Source organism: Colwellia meonggei (assembly GCF_057537295.1).
The window spans coordinates 520,857-537,795 of the sequence record NZ_BAAJLZ010000001.1 but is presented as its reverse complement, the minus strand read 5'-3'; the positions used below and the strand labels follow the sequence as shown (position 1 = coordinate 537,795).

Here is a 16,939-nt window from a genome sequence, read left to right as displayed (position 1 = left end):
AACATGAGCTATCAAAAATCAAGTTTTTATCACCCACGTTTACCGGTTAACGATTTAGGCTTAACTTATCGCGATTATGAAGGAGCATTATCAACCTTATGCGCCGGTTGTGGTCATGACGCCATAACATCTGCGATAGTACAAGCCTGCTTTGAGCTGTCTTTACCACCACATCAGGTGGCAAAGATGTCAGGGATCGGCTGTTCATCAAAAGCGCCTAACTACTTTCTTAATAAGTCTCATGGTTTTAATTCCGTACATGGCCGCATGCCATCAGTGACCACAGGTGCAAATTTGGCTAATCGCGACTTAATTTATCTTGCTATGTCAGGTGATGGTGATAGTGCATCGATTGGTTTAGGGCAATTTGCCCACGTGGTAAGGCGACAATTGAATATGCTTTATGTTGTTGCCAATAACGGTGTTTATGGCCTAACTAAAGGTCAGCTTGCCGCTACCGCAGATAAGGGCGTAACAAATAAAGGCGGTGAGTTAAGCTTGTTTTCTGATATTGATCTTTGCGTTATGGCACTACAGCTTGGCGCAACATTTGTCGCCCGTAGTTTCTCCGGTGACAAAAAACAGTTAGTGCCATTAATTAAAGCAGCCATGAGTCACCAAGGGTTTGCCTTTATCGACATTGTCTCTCCGTGTGTAACATTTAACAATCATGCAAGCTCTACCCGTTCCTATGACTATGTTCATGAACATATTATAACAGCCGCAGTGACAGATTTTATCCCCGTTAAAACGGAAATAACCAGTGATTGTCAGGCCGGAGTTTGTGAAGATATTTGCTTACATGATGGTTCATTGATGCGTATTCATAAGCTACAAGCTGATTACGACACGAAAAATGCCATGAAGGCAATTAACGATATTGAAAGCCATAAGCAAAAAGGAGAAATTTTAACAGGGTTATTTTACTTAGATCCCAATGGCGAGAGCTTTCATGATGTTAATAACTCTTCAGACACACCGTTAAACCAGTTAAAACAGGAAGTATTGTGTCCGGGCAATAGAGTGTTATCGAGTATAAACGACAGTTTTCGCTAACCAAGCTTTCAACTAAGCTTTAAATTCAGCAAGAAAAATTAAACTGCGTTACTAACTAGAAAGGTCTAATTCAAAAGGTGGCTGTGAATAAATAGCCATCAAGAAAAAAATAACCTTTAATAAACCATGGCTGCATTTGGATTTAATATTGCCAAAATTCCTAAGCGCTCAAGTTCACAATACTGACTTGCTTCTTGCAACATAGCTTGATCAATAGGAAGTTGTTGCAAGGCCTCTTCCGTTAGCAATAATTCAACAGGATGTTTGCTACATTCATAATTGCACAACATAATACGTTTAGTTAAATAAAGTAGTTTGCTTTCATCACTGCTAAATTCAAAGTTGTCATTATCCTGATTACGAATAGGTTCAATAATAGTAAATGGTAACTGCCATTGCTTTAATAGCTCAGCTGAGCATTCCCCGTAAGTAAACCCAAGTAAGCTTTGTTGTTTCTGCCAAGGTAACTCAGGCGCTTCACAACCATTTGCAGCAATCAATTTTTCAGGCGAGAATTGCTGTATAACTAACTCCCCTAAATTATGTAATAAGCCTAAAATAAATAAACGTTCAGCATTTACAATACCCAGTTTAGTGCCAATAAATTTGATAATGAGCGCACTATCAACACTCTTACACCAAAAATTGTCCAGATAATCTTGGTCAGCGACTAAAGACTCAAAGGCTTTATTGGTGAAAAAAGTAATAACTAAATTATATACCTCAGTAATACCAAGCACTAATACCGCTTTTGAAACCGTATCAATTTTACCTGGATAATTAAAAAACGAGCTATTAGCCAACTTTAGAATAGTGCCTGCAAGTGCTGGGTCTAACAATATAACATCGGCTATATCATCAATAGTTGAGCTTTCATCATCAATTAGCTCCTTTATACGCACAAAAGAGTCTGAAAGTACAAAAATTTCACTGGCCTGATCTACGTAATCACTTAAGTTCATCATCTTAATCCCAAGTTAAACTTGCCGTCTACTCCCTGCTACAAACATATCAAAAAAATTGCCTACTCCCGCATCGCTCGCGGTAAGGCTATAATCACATATTAATATTGGCGTTCATTTTTAGTGTAGTCCATTGGCTTTATTATGAACGATATAATTAGTTTACCTGCAAACTAACATGATAAGAGGTGAACTTTCGAATATTAATCACGCCAGTATCAAAAATTAGATATTGCCCTTTTACACCTAACAATTGCCCTGAAACTTCAGGAGTTTTATCAAAATTAAAAGACGATATTTTAGTTAAGTACTGTTGCACTGGAAAATGTAAATTTACTACTTCTTCATTTAACTCAGTAATTGCATCATCACCATAAGTTAACGCTAAGTCGGCTAGTTTTTCAGCAATTTTAGGCTTTAGTTCTGCAGCAATGGCCTGCAAATCAATATTATCAGCACTACCTTTTAGCATAGCGCGCCAGTTAGTTTTATCTGCAATAAATTCTGCTAGTGCTATTTCAACAAGCCCTGACTGCAAGCGAGTACTCACTTTAAATATTGGTAATGCCTGCGTAGCTCCTTGATCTATCCACCGAGTCGGTACTTGACTATGACGAGTAATACCGACCTTCAAGCCCGAAGTATTTGCTAAATATACATAGTGCGGAATAAAGCAATTTTTCTCACCCCACTCAGGCTCACGACAGGTACCTTTTTCAAAATGACAGGTTTCTGGTTTCATGATACACATGTCGCATTGAGCAAGCTTTTGCATACAAGGGAAACAGTAGCCTTGTGAGTAACTCTTTTTGGTTTTCCTACCGCAATGCTGACAGTCTATATGGCCACTGTAATGTAAAGATATATGCTTACCAATTAACGAATTGAGTTCAACTTCCTGCTCACCTATCACCATACGATATTGAACATTTCCATCATCGGATAATTGTGCTCGCATTTTTCTCAGCGCGCCGTTCTCTGTTTGTTGCATAATTTCGCCTATGATTATCTAGCGCACCATAATATAAAAATCAGAAAGTGCCAGCTAGCACTTATTTATTTTTATCTCGAATAAGTAATGAAAAATTGCGATGATAGTCGGCGAAAATCATCAAGATACAAGTTAACTATGTGGTATGTATACATTCTTCGTTGTGCAGATAATAGCCTATATACAGGTATTACTACCTCGGTCAGTCGACGCTTAATCGAACACAATACATGTAATAATAAAGGCGCTAAATATACACGTGTTCGCCGCCCAGTTAGTTTGGCTTATGCTGAAAGCCAAATTAACAGACAAGAAGCCAGCCGCCGCGAATACCAACTGAAGAAGTTTACTAAAGCCAAAAAAGAGCAACTTGTCAGTGCGTTTACGTTCACATCTGAATTCGAAAAATAAACAGCTGTTAGCTTAAAGTGCTTGATTTTACTGGTCTGCTTTGTAAGCTAAAGCTGAATAAATTTCGATTTTGATCCAGCATACTGGTAGAATAACGGCGATTTTAAATGTTATTAAGTGAAGACAACCATCTATGTTTTTAGAAAATTATTGCAGTATTTCTGATGATAAAATTAGTTTCACGCGCCAACAGGCCAGTGATTTTGCAAAACAAATTGCCGATGATTTTAACCCGCTCCACGATATTACCGCGAAACGTTTTTGTGTTCCGGGCGATTTACTGTTTTCATTAGTTTTAGAACGTGCAGGCTTACATCAAGAAATGAGCTTTACATTTTCTGGCATGGTAACTGATGGTATTGAATTAAACTTTCCAAGCACAATTAAATCATCAGCTAGTGTTACCGACGAAAAACAAAAGGAATACTTAAACATGACGGTTGCTGGTGAAACCACAACGGATAGCCAAGCAATTGAAGCGTTAACTCGCGCTTATGTTGAATTTTCAGGTCATACTTTCCCACATATTCTTGTCAACTTAATGAAAGATAATCAGGTGATGATCAACCCAGCACGCCCGATGATCATGTACGAAAGCATGTCTATTCACTTGGACAACCTTTCATTTCAAGATATTGCCTTAGAACTATCGTCTACAACGCTAGATATCGATGGTAAGCGCGGTAAAGCCAGCTTGTCATTTGATCTTGTTTCACAAGGGGAAATCATAGGCCACGGTAAGAAGTTCATGCTGCTTAGTGGTCTACGAGATTACTGCCAAGAAACTATCGATACTATTGTGACGCAATATACTGATACTAAAGCACAGTATTTGAAAAACAGCATTTAATAAACGCTATTTAAAGGACAAAACCTCGATATTGACAAATATTCGGGTAAATCTAGTTTACCCGATATTATCTTCAGTGCTCTTTGTATGAATTAGTCTTTACGAGCGCAATTTTTTTCCTAACCAACGCAAACTATCATCGGCCTTCACTGCTGCTTTCCTAAAGTATTGTTGGCTTATTTTTAACCAACGTTTTGCCCAATCATATTCCATACTTAATAGTGCTAAACCTAACGGAATAAATATCACCGCAGGCCCAGGTAGAAGAATAAATATGGTACCAATGAATAAACATAAAAAACCTAATACTGTGATAGTAGTTCGTTTTAATTTTTCTTGCATCTTATTCTCTTTAGCCGAATTTCATAAACATAAGTGTTTATCAGCAAAAGCTGTTCCAATAAAAATATACAACCATTACAATAAGATACAAGTGTAATATAAATAACCTTTAGTTAAATTTCGTCAACTTCACTATTAATTAGCTATTTAGCTTAGCAATTATTTTAAATAACCTTGCTCAAACTCTATTTGCTGACGACGTTTATCTTCAACACATGCAGCAAATGTTTGCGTAGATTTCGGCCGAGCACACTGTTTTTCCGGTTGATAATATTGCAACCAAGCTTGTAGCTTTTCTCCCTGATATTTAGAGCGAACCACAACAGGTTTGTTACTCGAAAATGGTGACAATGGCTTTAGTGTTTGTAGCTTAACAGGCGCCTGAGTTGTTTGTTTTTTACTGTTCTTTTTATTAGTTTTCTTTTTAGATTTACTGGTTTTTTTCTTCATTTTTCCGGTTTCACAGCGCCACCAAGTATCACGGGCCTTAGCTTCTCGAACAGCCAAACTATTACTACGCTTTAAAGAGTTTCCTTGACGTTGCTGGGCTTGAATATTATCAAGCTTGCTACGGTATCCCTGACAATGCTTCTTACCTGCTATTACAGGAAAAGTAATAACAAGCATGATTAAAGCTAGGCATAGCCCTATGATTCCTTTCATCTGATATCATCCATTGAGTTCCGTACGAATGTCAAAAGTGTAGCCAACTCCTGCAATTTTTCTACTTTCTCAACTACTGAAAGAGATCGAGTAAGATACTCAGCACTGATAGCAAAAGCACTCTATAATGAAGCCAAATTAAATCTACCTTGGAACACGGATGCTTCCTCAACAATATACACGCTTGCTGCTAGCTATGCTGGTTTTATATTTATGCCTTTTGTTGCCTAAAGCATTAGCGCATGAAAAGGCTAATCGCGACGTTCAAATTTCGCATAGAAACAGAAAACCTGACTTACAACACGCCAAAATTTATAAAAAAGTGCAACACATAGAAAAATACTGGACCAGTGAGAAGCTTGACGGCGTCAGAGGTTATTGGAATGGAGAACAATTATTGACCCGAAATGGCAATGTATTACCGGCACCAAACTGGTTTGTTGAAAACTGGCCTAATATCACGATGGACGGCGAACTTTGGAGTGCCAGAGGAGAATTCGAAAAAATTAGTGCCTGTGTGCGAACCAAAACTTCAAATGGGGAATGTTGGCGTGACCTTAAATTAATGATATTTGACTTACCTTTACAGAAGTCAAACTTTAGCCAGCGCATACTGCTAATGAAGCAACTGGCGCAGAACACTAAATCACCATATTTACAAATGGTTGAGCAGCGAAAAGTATATAGCAGTGACAACCTTTATAAATGGTTAGACAAAGTAGTAGAGAATGAGGGCGAAGGTTTGATGTTGCACCTAGCAACAGCACATCATCAAACAGGTCGTAGTAACAATCTACTTAAATTAAAAAAACACCAAGATGCAGAAGCAATCGTTATTGCTCACGTCCCTGGCAAAGGTAAATACCAAGGCATGCTCGGCGCAATTAAAGTGAAAACACCACAAGGTATAATCTTTAAAATTGGCAGCGGTTTTTCAGATCACGAACGCCAAAACCCACCCAAGATCGGCGCGATAATAACTTATAAATACATTGGTAAAACACGCCGAGGTGTGCCAAGATTTGCCAGTTTTCTTCGAATCAAAAAAGTGCATTAGGCACGTAATATAAGGCGTGAATTAGTATGGAATTTCATTTGTGGCTATCACTTGTTGTTATTTGTATTTTAGGAGCCCTATCACCAGGGCCTAGCTTAGCTTTAGTGATAAAAAACACCTTAAATGGTGGTTCAGGCCAAGGGTATGCAACGGCCATTAGTCACGGCTTAGGGGTTGCCTTGTACGCTGCTATCACCGCAACAGGCATTGGCTTACTAATAGTTCAATCACCAATGATATTCGACTTAATTAAATACAGCGGCGCAGCATTTTTACTATATCTAGGTGTTAAGGCGCTGATGAGCAAAAAACAAAATATTCAATTTGCTAAAAAGGATGCGGTATTAGACCCAAGTATTAACGGCTGGCGTGATGGTTTCTTAATTGCCTTTCTCAACCCTAAACTGGCAATTTTCTTTCTCGCTCTGTTTAGTCAATTTGTTGATGCCGATGCAGGCTGGCAGCAAAAGATTATAATGACAGCAACGGTAGGCTTAATTGATATGCTTTGGTATATCGTGATTGCATTTACGATGTCACGAGGACCAATTTTAGAAAAGCTAAAAGCTAACAGCCATATTGTTGATAAAGTCACTGGCAGCTTCTTAATACTGTTAGCTGCTCGCGTAGTAATGAATTAGTTTTGACTAAGTGCTTGTGTGGTAAACCGCTCAAGCACTCTAGGGCGAAAGTTATACGAAAGACTATAGGCTAGGTTTATAAACAAAATATAAACACTTAAGTCCCTTACCTTGATGCGCTTCCTTAAATACCTCTGGCGTATCAATTTTATATTGAAATACACATTCAGGGCACTCGTTAGCCACTTCATTTAGCAAGAAGTTTTCATCTAAATCAGGGGAATTCAAACACAATAAAACATCGGAATTTTCTGACATAAGTTCAGGCAAACGTCGAATAATTTTTTTATAGTCACGTTCGATATTGACACTGCCTTTTTGAAACGATGGCGGATCTGAAATGAGTAGCTGATATGGACCATGTTTTTTCAAACGTCCGTATGACTTGAAAATATCAACCCCTTCAAATATAACTTGCGATAAGTCTTGCTGATTTAAACGGTGATTTTCACGTCCTTTCGCTAATGAGCTTTTACTCATATCGATATTAACAACTTTGCTAGCACCACCGGCAATCGCTGCAACAGAAAACGCACAGGTATAAGAAAACAAATTCAATACACGTTTATTGTCGCTGTGTTTTTTAACCCACTCACGACCATTACGCATATCTAAAAATAAGCCTGAATTTTGTGCTTTCCCTAGGCTAATATGATATTTCAAATCATGCTCTATAGCATGTATCGCGCTAATATCTTCACCCCATAATAGTTCACATGGGGCAAATTTTCGACAGCGAAACTGTACTTGAATAGACTTACATTTTTCAGTCAATTTTCTTAGGGTATTAACTTGCTCAACTAACCACTGTGCTTCAACTTCTTGATATAAAGTGATCAGAATAACCGGAGCTAACCAATCTACATTAACATGCGACAAGTTTTCATAAGCATGGCCACGACCATGAAATAAGCGTTGGCTTTGGCTAAAATCCGTTGTTTGAATAAATTCGATCATAGTGAAAACTGTTAAACAAAAAAGAAGGCCGGATAATAACAAATTATCCGGCCTTCTGGGTTATTTATCCTGCATTATTTCGCATCTACATAGCGAAAAAACAAGGTTTGAATCTATGGTTAAAAGCCAAAAATACTCACCGCGAAAAACTTTTGTAAAACAGTATTAATAAAAATACCAAAGACAATTAATGGAATGAATGTTCCTAACGAAAAGTTAATGTATTTCTCAACCCATGAGCCTTTATAGTTTGCATTACCTAAAGCCAGTTCTTCTGAAAGTTTATGCTTCTTCCAGCGGTAACTAACGAACATACATAGTAGGAAACCATTTAACGGTAAAATAGTATCGTAAAAAATATCGTAAACCACATCAAAGAACGAACGAACACCGCCAGCGTATGACGTAAACTCAGTAAAGAATGACACCATACCAAACGATAATGTTGCAAAAATAGTTAAGATACCTGCAGTCATCAATAAAATTGATAATGCTTTTTTACGACTGTGCTTTTTCTCAGTAACTAAATACGATACTGGCACTTCTAAAATGGAAACTAGCGAAGTAATTGCCGCGAAAAACACCAAAATAAAGAAAAATGCTGCTACAACACTGGCGCCAATATAACCAATTGAAGTTTGTAGTGCTAAGAATATTTTCGGTAAAAAGGTAAAGATTAGTGATACTGAGCTATCGCTTAATTGCGCAGGGTCAACATCCGGGTTGAATGAAAATACCGCCGGTAATATCATTAAACCCGCAGTAAAGGCCACGGCAGTGTCGGTAATAGCAACAAGCTTTGCAGAGCCTACAATATCGGTTTTGCGGTTAATGTAAGAACCATAAGTAATTAAAATACCCATACCCAATGATAATGAGAAAAAGGCTTGAGAAAGCGCACCATTAATCACCGCAGGCGTTAATTTAGAGACATCAGGAATGATAAAGAACTTAACACCAGAAAAGGCATTATCTAATGTTAATACGTACACCACCATTATCAATAACATAATGAAAAGTGTCGGCATCAGTATTTTTGATGCCCGTTCAATACCATCTTTTACACCCGCTACTAAAATAAAATTAATAATAGCGGCAACAATAATCATGGCACCAAATAAGTAAGGGCTATTAACGAATTCACCAAAACCATTTGCGCTAGCTAAATAATCTAAATTACCTGTAACTGTTAATGCGATATAGCCAAAAATCCATACCGTTAAAACCATGTAAAATACAGCGATCATAAAAGGTGTTAGAACACCAAGAAAACCTGCAGCTCCCCATGCTTTGCTACCACCACTTAAAGTTTTATAGGCGCCAACGGGTTCTTTTTCAGTTTTTCGACCAACTGCCATTTCGGCAATCATCACGGGTAAACAAATTAAAAAAACAAATAGAGCGTACATTAACAAGAATGCACCACCGCCATTTTTAGCGGCGTTCACCGGAAAACCAACTAAATTACCAATACCAACTGCTGAACCAGCGGCAGCTAAGATGAACCCCAACCGGGAACTAAAATGCTCTCTATCTGTACTCATAAATGTCCTTCATTGTAAATTTTGCTGGGCTATTAATTATATTTTTGTATTGCGTGCTGCCCTTTTATTCGTTGCACGTAAATGCAAACGCTGATTGATGCTATCAGGCTTTTTTATTAATGTCTTGTTTTGATATGGCTTTCTACGAAGCCAAGTGTATATATTTTATTGCAGTGATTTGCCAGTCAACTGACTGGCATTTTTATTAGCCATAAAACTTTGCATTCATAATATTGAGGATATTTTCGGCTTCAATTCTGGCAAAGTCGGCGGCATCTTCAAGGTCACTCGAAGTAATTTTAAGCGACTGGCACAAGTTTGCATCAACCGTATCATCATAACTAAAAACATCTGCATGACATTCCACTAACGCCAAACGAGAGGCTAAGTACAAAACCTTTACGTCTTTATTAATTTGAATACTATGAGCGTTATTGTAATGACGAATCGGTAAAATAATTTTTTCCGGTATTTGCCAAATTTTTAATAATTCCGCAGAAACATCGGTATAGGTAAAGCCCAGTACTTGTTGCTGTAATTGCCATGGTAAAATATTCTCATCATAAGCTTCACACTTTTTCGCAAGTTCAGGCGATATTTTCGCAACAATAAGTTCGCCAAAGTTCTGTAATAACCCGGCAACAAATAAACGCTCAATATCACGTATACCTGACGTTATCGCTAAGTTTTTAGTAGCTAAACCACAGAAAACACTCATGTGCCAAAAGCGCTTTAAGTCTATCGACTGATTAGAGAAGTGTTTAAATGCAGTAGCGGCAACATCCACCAACATCATGTTGTAAATCGCTTGGGTACCAATAATCGTAATGGCCCGTGAAATGGTACTAATTTCTCCTGGGAAACTATAAATAGCACTGTTAGCAATTTGCAGTAAACGAGAGGTCATTGACGGATCAACACTGATAACATTAGCAAAATCTTCAATGCTTGAGTTATCATCTTCCATTAACGCTTTTACCTTAAAACATGCATCTGGTAACGCGAAAGAACCATTAGCCTGCATGGCATATTCATGAGCATTCATACTCTATTACTATCCTTTTCTGAGGTCTCTATTACAATGTTTTGGCATTAATCAGCTAACTAAAGGTCTCTTTATTGCGCAAATGTTAAGCCAAAGAAATCACCGTGATGCCACTGTGGACGTTGCGATTGATTCGCTATTTCCAACCCTATCATCATGTTAACAAGAGCAAAGCTTGCCGCCGCTTGATAATTTATTGGCAAGCTAATTTCATCACTATGTTGGTGGTAATGATTCTTTAAGAAATCGCCAAAAACTGCGCCACCATCGATAGCTTCATCTGTTGATTTAAAACCTGTCATCAAAAACACTGATGGGATGCCGGCTTTAACGAAACTATAATGATCACTACGTGTAAATAACGCTTGCTCAGGCATAGGGTCTTCACTTAATTCAATATTGACTTTTTTTGCTGCTGTTTCCACTATTTGTCCCATGGTGGAATGAGTCGAACCAAAAGCAATAACATCAGCGAACGGGTAAAGAATTAATGGCATATCTAAATTAACATTTGCCACCATTTGCGTAACAGGTATTGTAGGGTTATTGGCAAAATAGCTAGAGCCCAGTAATCCTTTTTCTTCGCCTGTAACTACAACAAACAATACTGAACGCTTTGGTTTATTTGGCATTTCTGCCATTAATCTTGCGGTTTCAAGCAATATTGCAACACCAGAGGCATTATCTAAGGCACCGTTATTGATCGTATCGCTGTCATCACCGTGTGAGCTGATACCGATGTGATCTAAATGAGCACTGAAAACAACATATTCACTTTTCAATTTTTCATCGCTGCCCTCTATGGTTGCAATAATATTAGGGCTAGTGATCTGTTCATGACGAGCCTGATTTTTTAAAGTCACTTTATGAGGTAAATCAAAGCCTGTGATGGCGCTGTTATTATCATCAGCAGCAAAAACATCGGTTAAATTGCGAGCTGCCCCTTCAAATAAAACTTTAGCTGCATCGTGCTGAATGTAGGCGCCAGCAACAAGTTCTGGGTGTTTACCAAATGGTGTTCCCTCTTTTGTTAACCAACTTAGGCGAGGTGTATTAGCAAACTGTGCTGATTTTTCAAAACTTCGTACTTTTTCACGCTTTGGCGTATGAATGGTAATAAAACCAACCGCGCCACGTTCAGCCGCGTGACGACTTTTTTCCGCGCCAGAGCCAATATGAGCGCCTTCTTCAGACGGTAAATCGTCAGGCCTGCCTGACAACGCGACAACGATCTTTCCTTTAACATCAATATTCTGATAGTCGTTATAGCCGAACTCTTTAGAGATAACACCATAACCAACGAAAACGGTTGCAGCAGTAATTGCTGTTTCACTTTCAGTACTAGAGCCTGACATTAAAAATTCACGGCCATAAGCAAGCTCTATATCACCCGACATACCATGAACGGTTGCGCTTCCTGTGCCGTCAACTAAATAGCTTTTACGAAAAGTAACTTGTTGCTCGAAACCTTGGGAGTTTGCCCCAAGACTTTCTCCCATTGGTACTAAATTTAATTGCTTAAAATAGGATTTCACGTAATTGGCAGCAATTTGATAACCTGCACTACCGGTATCTCTACCTTGCAAAGTATCATCTGCTAAAAACTCAATATGCGCTTTAATATTCGCTTCATTAACTTGGCTAGAGACAGGTTCAGTATGGCTCTCTACAGGCATTTCCTGCTCATTACAGGCAGCAAGAGCCAAAGCAGGCAAGACAATTAAACCAAATAGCTTGGCGGTTTTAAGCAGGGATAATTTCATGATGTTCTCTTGCTCTTTTATTTTTATATTTTTTTAAAAGTATTCAGCTATTGATAATGCTGAATACTTACTAATAATCTGGCAAACACTATATCGACTGATACCGAAAAAAACTAGCGAACCATTTTAATTACAAAACAATAAACTTAACAAAATGTTGCAATAACTTTGCATAATAAAACTTAACTCTCGAGAATAGGGACCCCTGAATAACGCTTTACATGCTCCATCACCATATAGGTATGGGTTTGCGACACGCCCGGTAATTCAACAATAATGCCCAGCAGCTTTCGAAACGCGTCCATATCTTCAAAACGCAACTGTAGTAAATAGTCAAAGCCACCGGCAACCATATGACACTCTGCAACTTCCTTAATTTTAATAACTTGCACCCTGAAATCATTAAAAACATCTGCGGTAGTTCGATCTAAAGTCACCTGAATAAAAGCAGACATGCCGTACTTTAGTTTACTGGCATTTAAAAATGCACCATAGCGTTCAATGTAACCGTCTTGCTCAAGGCGCTTCACCCGTTCTAAACATGGACTAGCACTTAAGTTAACTTTTTTAGATAGTTCACTGTTTGAAATTCGACCATTTTTTTGTAAAACGTCTAAAATTGTTAAATCAATTCGGTCTAAATTTTTGATTTTATCTTTATTCATAAGCAGTGTTTTTTATGGTTAAAATAAGAAATTACAGGATAATTTATCGTAAAAACCCAAAATACACCAACACATTCTGTGAGTTATTCATTAAAATGCGCAGCTACTATTGTATTCAAATTCAACTCAAACCAATAAATGAGGAGTTACTATGCTATTTAACGGCACACTCAACAATGTCAGCACAATACGTCAAACCATTCGTGATAATTATCGCGCAGACGAAAATACTATATTAGAAAAATTGCTGCCAATTGCCGAAATTAGTGTAGATGCGAAATCTCGTGCTTGGGAATATGCCCGCAACCTAGTGGTTAATATTCGTAAAGACCAAGTTGGCAAAGGTGGAGTTGATGCACTACTTAACGAGTTCTCACTTTCAACGGAAGAAGGTGTAGTACTTATGTGTTTGGCAGAAGCATTATTGCGTGTGCCAGATAAACTAACTGCTGATGACTTAATTCGAGATAAGTTAGCCGAAGGTGATTGGAGTTCACACATTGGCAATAGCGACTCGTTATTCGTAAACGCTTCTTCATGGGGTTTATTGCTTACCGGTAAGCTTGTTAACTACACTGACAACAACAAACAAAGCCAATTTGGGTTGCTGAAAAAAACAGTTGGTCGTTTAGGTGAGCCAGTAATTCGCAAAGCGGTTCGTTACGCGATGAAAATAATGGGCACCCAATTCGTCATGGGCCATACAATTCAAGGCGCTATTGAACGAGCCATTGATGTTGAAGCGAAAGGTTACACCTATTCGTACGACATGTTAGGCGAAGGCGCAAGAACTATGCCTGATGCCGACCGTTATTTTAACAGTTATATGAATGCGATTGACGCCATAGGTGTTGCAGCTAAAGGTAAAGGGCCAGAAAAAAGCCCTGGTATCTCAATTAAGCTTTCGGCTATTCATCCACGTTATGAATTTTCTCATCGTGAACGTGTTATCGAAGAAATTATTCCGCGCCTGAAAGAATTAGCTTTGGCGGCAAAAGCCTACAATATTGGCTTTACTGTTGATGCTGAAGAAGCCGACCGTTTAGATATTTCATTAGATATCATCGAAGCAGTATTCTTAGATAAAGACCTTGATGGTTGGAATGGTTTTGGCATTGCGGTACAAGCCTATCAAAAACGTGGTATTGATGTTATTGAGTGGGTGCGCGACTTAACAATACAAGCTCGCCGCCAAATGATGGTGCGCTTAGTGAAAGGTGCTTATTGGGATAGTGAAATTAAGGAAGCACAAGTAGAGGGTTATCACGACTTTCCAGTGTTTTCGCGCAAACCATCAACCGATGTTTCTTATCAAGCCTGTGCGAAAAAATTACTTGAGTATCGCGACACTATTTTTCCACAATTTGCCACGCATAACGCATACACAGTTGCTACAATTTTGGAAATTGCTGGTAACGCTCAAGGGTATGAATTCCAACGTTTACACGGTATGGGCGAATCATTATATGACCAAGTCGTTAATGGCAAAGGCGCTCAGTGTCGCGTTTATGCACCTGTTGGTGAGCACTCAGATCTACTTGCATACTTAGTACGTCGATTACTTGAAAATGGTGCCAACAGCTCATTTGTTAACAATATTGTTGATGAAAATATTCCAGTAGAGTCATTATTAGCCGATCCTGTTGAAACGGTTCAGGCGTGGCAAAATAAGTACAACCCACAAATTCCACAGTCAATTGAAATATACCAACGCGAACACAATGTTGGCCGCATTAATTCAAAAGGTATCGACTTAACGACAATTGACGAATTAACGGACATGCGCAATAACGTTAATACTTGGTTCGATAAAGCTTCTAAATCACCTGTTGTTGAAGATGCTCAAGCGGTAACAAACCCTGCAAACTTCAATGAAGTTATTGGCTATATCAAACACGCTGATGAAGCCGATATGCAAGCCATTGTTGAGCGCGCTGACAACGCCTTCGCGAACTGGTCGGCAACACCTGTTACTGAGCGTGCAGCAATACTACTTAAAACCGCTGACGCGTTAGAAACACATCGTGATGAATTAATTGCCCTATGTACTAAAGAAGCCGGTAAAACCATTCCCGACGGGGTTGCTGAGGTGCGTGAAGCGGTAGATTTTTGTCGTTACTACGCTGCCCGTGCAGAAGAGTTATTAGCTGATGGTACGTTAGAGTCACGCGGCGTAGTACTTTGTATTAGCCCATGGAATTTCCCGTTAGCAATTTTCTTAGGGCAAGTTTCAGCAGCCATTGTTGCTGGTAATACTGTGGTAGCAAAACCTGCAGAGCAAACCAGTTTAGTAGCGCTTCGTACCATTGAAATTATGCACGAGTGCGGATTACCAACCAGTGTTGTAGAGCCTGTTATTGCTCGTGGTAGTAAAGTTGGACAAACCATAGTGCCTGATGAACGTATTCAAGCCATTATGTTTACTGGCTCGACTGAAACTGGTAGCTGGATTTCACAAAAATTAGCAGAACGTAATGGCGACCCTGTTCCTCTTATTGCGGAAACAGGCGGACAAAACTGTATGATTGTTGACTCAACAGCATTGCCTGAGCAAGTGGTTGACGATGTTGTCGCGTCGGGCTTTCAAAGTGCCGGGCAGCGCTGTTCTGCTTTACGCGTGCTCTTCGTGCAAGAAGACGTTGCTGACAAAATTATCACCATGATCAAAGGCGCAATGCAAGAGTTGCACATTGGCGACCCTGCATTTTTAAGTACTGATGTTGGCCCTGTGATTGACAAAAAAGCACTTGGCGCTTTAAACGAGCACGTTGATTATTTACGAGATAACGGCCAACTTCATTACGCCTGTAAAGCACCAGCATTGAATAACAGCATAGGCGAAGATCAACATAACTTTTTTGTGCCACGACTTTATGAAATTAGCGACTTATCAGTCTTGAAAAAGGAAGTATTTGGTCCAATTGTGCACGTTATTCGTTACCGCGCCGACCAATTAGAGAACGTTATTGAACAAATTAATGGCACAGGTTTTGGTTTAACTATGGGTATTCACACCCGAATTGAAGAAAAAAGCCGCTACCTTGCTGCCCGCTCACGTGCTGGTAATGTTTATGTTAACCGCAATATGATTGGCGCTGTAGTTGGTGTTCAACCGTTTGGTGGTCGTGGATTATCAGGTACAGGTCCTAAAGCAGGTGGTCCTATGTATTTAACTCGCTTGGTCAAAGACAAGGTAAGCGTTGCTGACGTTGCTATGCCAGAAGAAATGGCAAAAGTACTGAATGCGGATATTGCTGAAGCGTCTGCAAACACCAATACCGTTGAGCAACAAGTACGTAATGCCAAAGGCAATGAAGTAAAGTGGAGCTTTACGTCATTAAACGACAAAGTATCAATTATTCGCCAATTACTAGCTCAGCTTGCTACCAACAAAGCCATAATCGCTCAAGAGGGTGAATTAGCAGCCACTTTAACCGCATTACGTGCGCAGTTATTATTGATAGAAAAGCGCTTAGCAATGCCAACGGTGCTGCCGGGACCAACGGGTGAGTCAAACATTTTACATCTAGAGTCGCGTGGTACTTTAGCCTGCGTTCGTTGTAAAGATACACCGTTTGAGTTTTGGATGATGTCAGTGGTTTCGGCATTAAGTGCAGGTAACTGTGTTGTGGCATTAGTCGACAAGCAATATCTTACTGAAGCCAATGCCATTGCACAGCTGTTAATTGCCGCAGGTTTGCCACGGTCAGTATTCCAAGTAGTGACGCTAGGTAATTTGCCAACCTTACTAAACACACCTGCCTTAGCCGGTGCCGTTATTGATAATGCAAGTCCGCTTAAGAAGCTTGTTGGTGAAACCATTGCTGCAAGAAAAGGTGCTATTTTACCGTTAATAACGGCTTATACGAATAAAAGCTTGTTTGAACGTATGGTGACTGAGAAAACAGTAACAATCGACACAACAGCAGCAGGCGGTAATGCCTCGTTAATGACAATGGAATCAAATGTCGGCTAAGTTCTAAATATCGACA

General features: G+C 39.1%; 15 protein-coding genes. 6 read left to right on the top strand and 9 right to left on the bottom strand.

Annotation, left to right across the window (positions count from 1 at the left end; all coding sequences use genetic code 11):
• Window positions 1-3 precede the first annotated feature (3 nt).
• Entirely contained in the window at window positions 4-1,056 is a 1,053-nt protein-coding gene (locus tag AC27E9_RS02470) for a 2-oxoacid:ferredoxin oxidoreductase subunit beta (RefSeq protein WP_487126934.1), read from the top strand.
• A gap of 116 nt (window positions 1,057-1,172) precedes the next feature.
• On the opposite strand, the gene AC27E9_RS02465 is transcribed toward AC27E9_RS02470, so the two are convergent.
• Complete coding sequence (locus tag AC27E9_RS02465) at window positions 1,173-2,021, bottom strand: HDOD domain-containing protein (RefSeq protein ID WP_487126932.1); 849 nt, start codon at window positions 2,019-2,021, stop codon at window positions 1,173-1,175.
• Window positions 2,022-2,175: 154 nt separating this feature from the next.
• Window positions 2,176-2,976, bottom strand: coding sequence for a DUF2797 domain-containing protein (locus AC27E9_RS02460; RefSeq protein ID WP_487128263.1), 801 nt, complete (start codon window positions 2,974-2,976; stop codon window positions 2,176-2,178).
• Window positions 2,977-3,096: 120 nt separating this feature from the next.
• Here AC27E9_RS02460 and AC27E9_RS02455 point away from each other — a divergent pair, with 120 nt between their 5' ends.
• A complete protein-coding gene (locus AC27E9_RS02455; RefSeq protein WP_487126930.1) occupies window positions 3,097-3,420 on the top strand; it encodes a GIY-YIG nuclease family protein in 324 nt (107 codons plus the stop codon).
• Between the two features lie 133 nt (window positions 3,421-3,553).
• On the top strand, window positions 3,554-4,270 hold the full coding sequence (locus tag AC27E9_RS02450) for a DUF3581 family protein (RefSeq protein ID WP_487126928.1): 717 nt from the start codon (window positions 3,554-3,556) through the stop codon (window positions 4,268-4,270).
• A 99-nt stretch (window positions 4,271-4,369) separates the two neighbouring features.
• Here the strand turns inward: AC27E9_RS02450 and AC27E9_RS02445 are convergent, their stop codons facing one another.
• Together AC27E9_RS02445 and AC27E9_RS02440 are read right to left on the bottom strand one after the other, a co-directional pair.
• Complete coding sequence (locus AC27E9_RS02445) at window positions 4,370-4,612, bottom strand: PGPGW domain-containing protein (protein WP_487126926.1); 243 nt, start codon at window positions 4,610-4,612, stop codon at window positions 4,370-4,372.
• 159 nt (window positions 4,613-4,771) lie between these two features.
• Window positions 4,772-5,275, bottom strand: a complete 504-nt coding sequence (locus tag AC27E9_RS02440) for a hypothetical protein (protein WP_487126924.1) — start codon at window positions 5,273-5,275, stop codon at window positions 4,772-4,774.
• A 160-nt stretch (window positions 5,276-5,435) separates the two neighbouring features.
• On the opposite strand from AC27E9_RS02440, the gene AC27E9_RS02435 reads away from it, so the two are divergent.
• Window positions 5,436-6,332 (top strand): DNA ligase, encoded by an 897-nt coding sequence (locus AC27E9_RS02435; protein ID WP_487126922.1) that lies wholly within the window; start codon window positions 5,436-5,438, stop codon window positions 6,330-6,332.
• Window positions 6,333-6,358: 26 nt separating this feature from the next.
• On the top strand, window positions 6,359-6,973 hold the full coding sequence (locus AC27E9_RS02430) for a LysE family translocator (protein WP_487126920.1): 615 nt from the start codon (window positions 6,359-6,361) through the stop codon (window positions 6,971-6,973).
• 63 nt (window positions 6,974-7,036) lie between these two features.
• On the opposite strand, the gene AC27E9_RS02425 is transcribed toward AC27E9_RS02430, so the two are convergent.
• The 5 genes from AC27E9_RS02425 to AC27E9_RS02405 all read right to left on the bottom strand — a co-directional run bounded on the left by AC27E9_RS02425 (window position 7,037) and on the right by AC27E9_RS02405 (window position 12,947).
• Window positions 7,037-7,930, bottom strand: a complete 894-nt coding sequence (locus tag AC27E9_RS02425; protein ID WP_487126918.1) for a class I SAM-dependent methyltransferase — start codon at window positions 7,928-7,930, stop codon at window positions 7,037-7,039.
• A gap of 119 nt (window positions 7,931-8,049) precedes the next feature.
• On the bottom strand, window positions 8,050-9,474 hold the full coding sequence (locus AC27E9_RS02420; RefSeq protein WP_487126916.1) for a sodium-dependent transporter: 1,425 nt from the start codon (window positions 9,472-9,474) through the stop codon (window positions 8,050-8,052).
• Window positions 9,475-9,679: 205 nt separating this feature from the next.
• Window positions 9,680-10,519, bottom strand: coding sequence for an HDOD domain-containing protein (locus AC27E9_RS02415; protein WP_487126914.1), 840 nt, complete (start codon window positions 10,517-10,519; stop codon window positions 9,680-9,682).
• Between the two features lie 71 nt (window positions 10,520-10,590).
• On the bottom strand, window positions 10,591-12,282 hold the full coding sequence (locus AC27E9_RS02410) for a M28 family metallopeptidase (RefSeq protein WP_487126913.1): 1,692 nt from the start codon (window positions 12,280-12,282) through the stop codon (window positions 10,591-10,593).
• 182 nt (window positions 12,283-12,464) lie between these two features.
• Window positions 12,465-12,947 carry a winged helix-turn-helix transcriptional regulator gene (locus tag AC27E9_RS02405; protein ID WP_487126911.1) on the bottom strand — a complete coding sequence of 161 codons (483 nt, stop codon included), beginning with the start codon at window positions 12,945-12,947 and terminating at the stop codon, window positions 12,465-12,467.
• Between the two features lie 151 nt (window positions 12,948-13,098).
• Between AC27E9_RS02405 and putA the strand changes: the two genes are divergently transcribed.
• On the top strand, window positions 13,099-16,923 hold the full coding sequence (gene putA, locus AC27E9_RS02400; RefSeq protein ID WP_487126909.1) for a bifunctional proline dehydrogenase/L-glutamate gamma-semialdehyde dehydrogenase PutA: 3,825 nt from the start codon (window positions 13,099-13,101) through the stop codon (window positions 16,921-16,923).
• The last annotated feature ends 16 nt before the right edge of the window (window positions 16,924-16,939 follow it).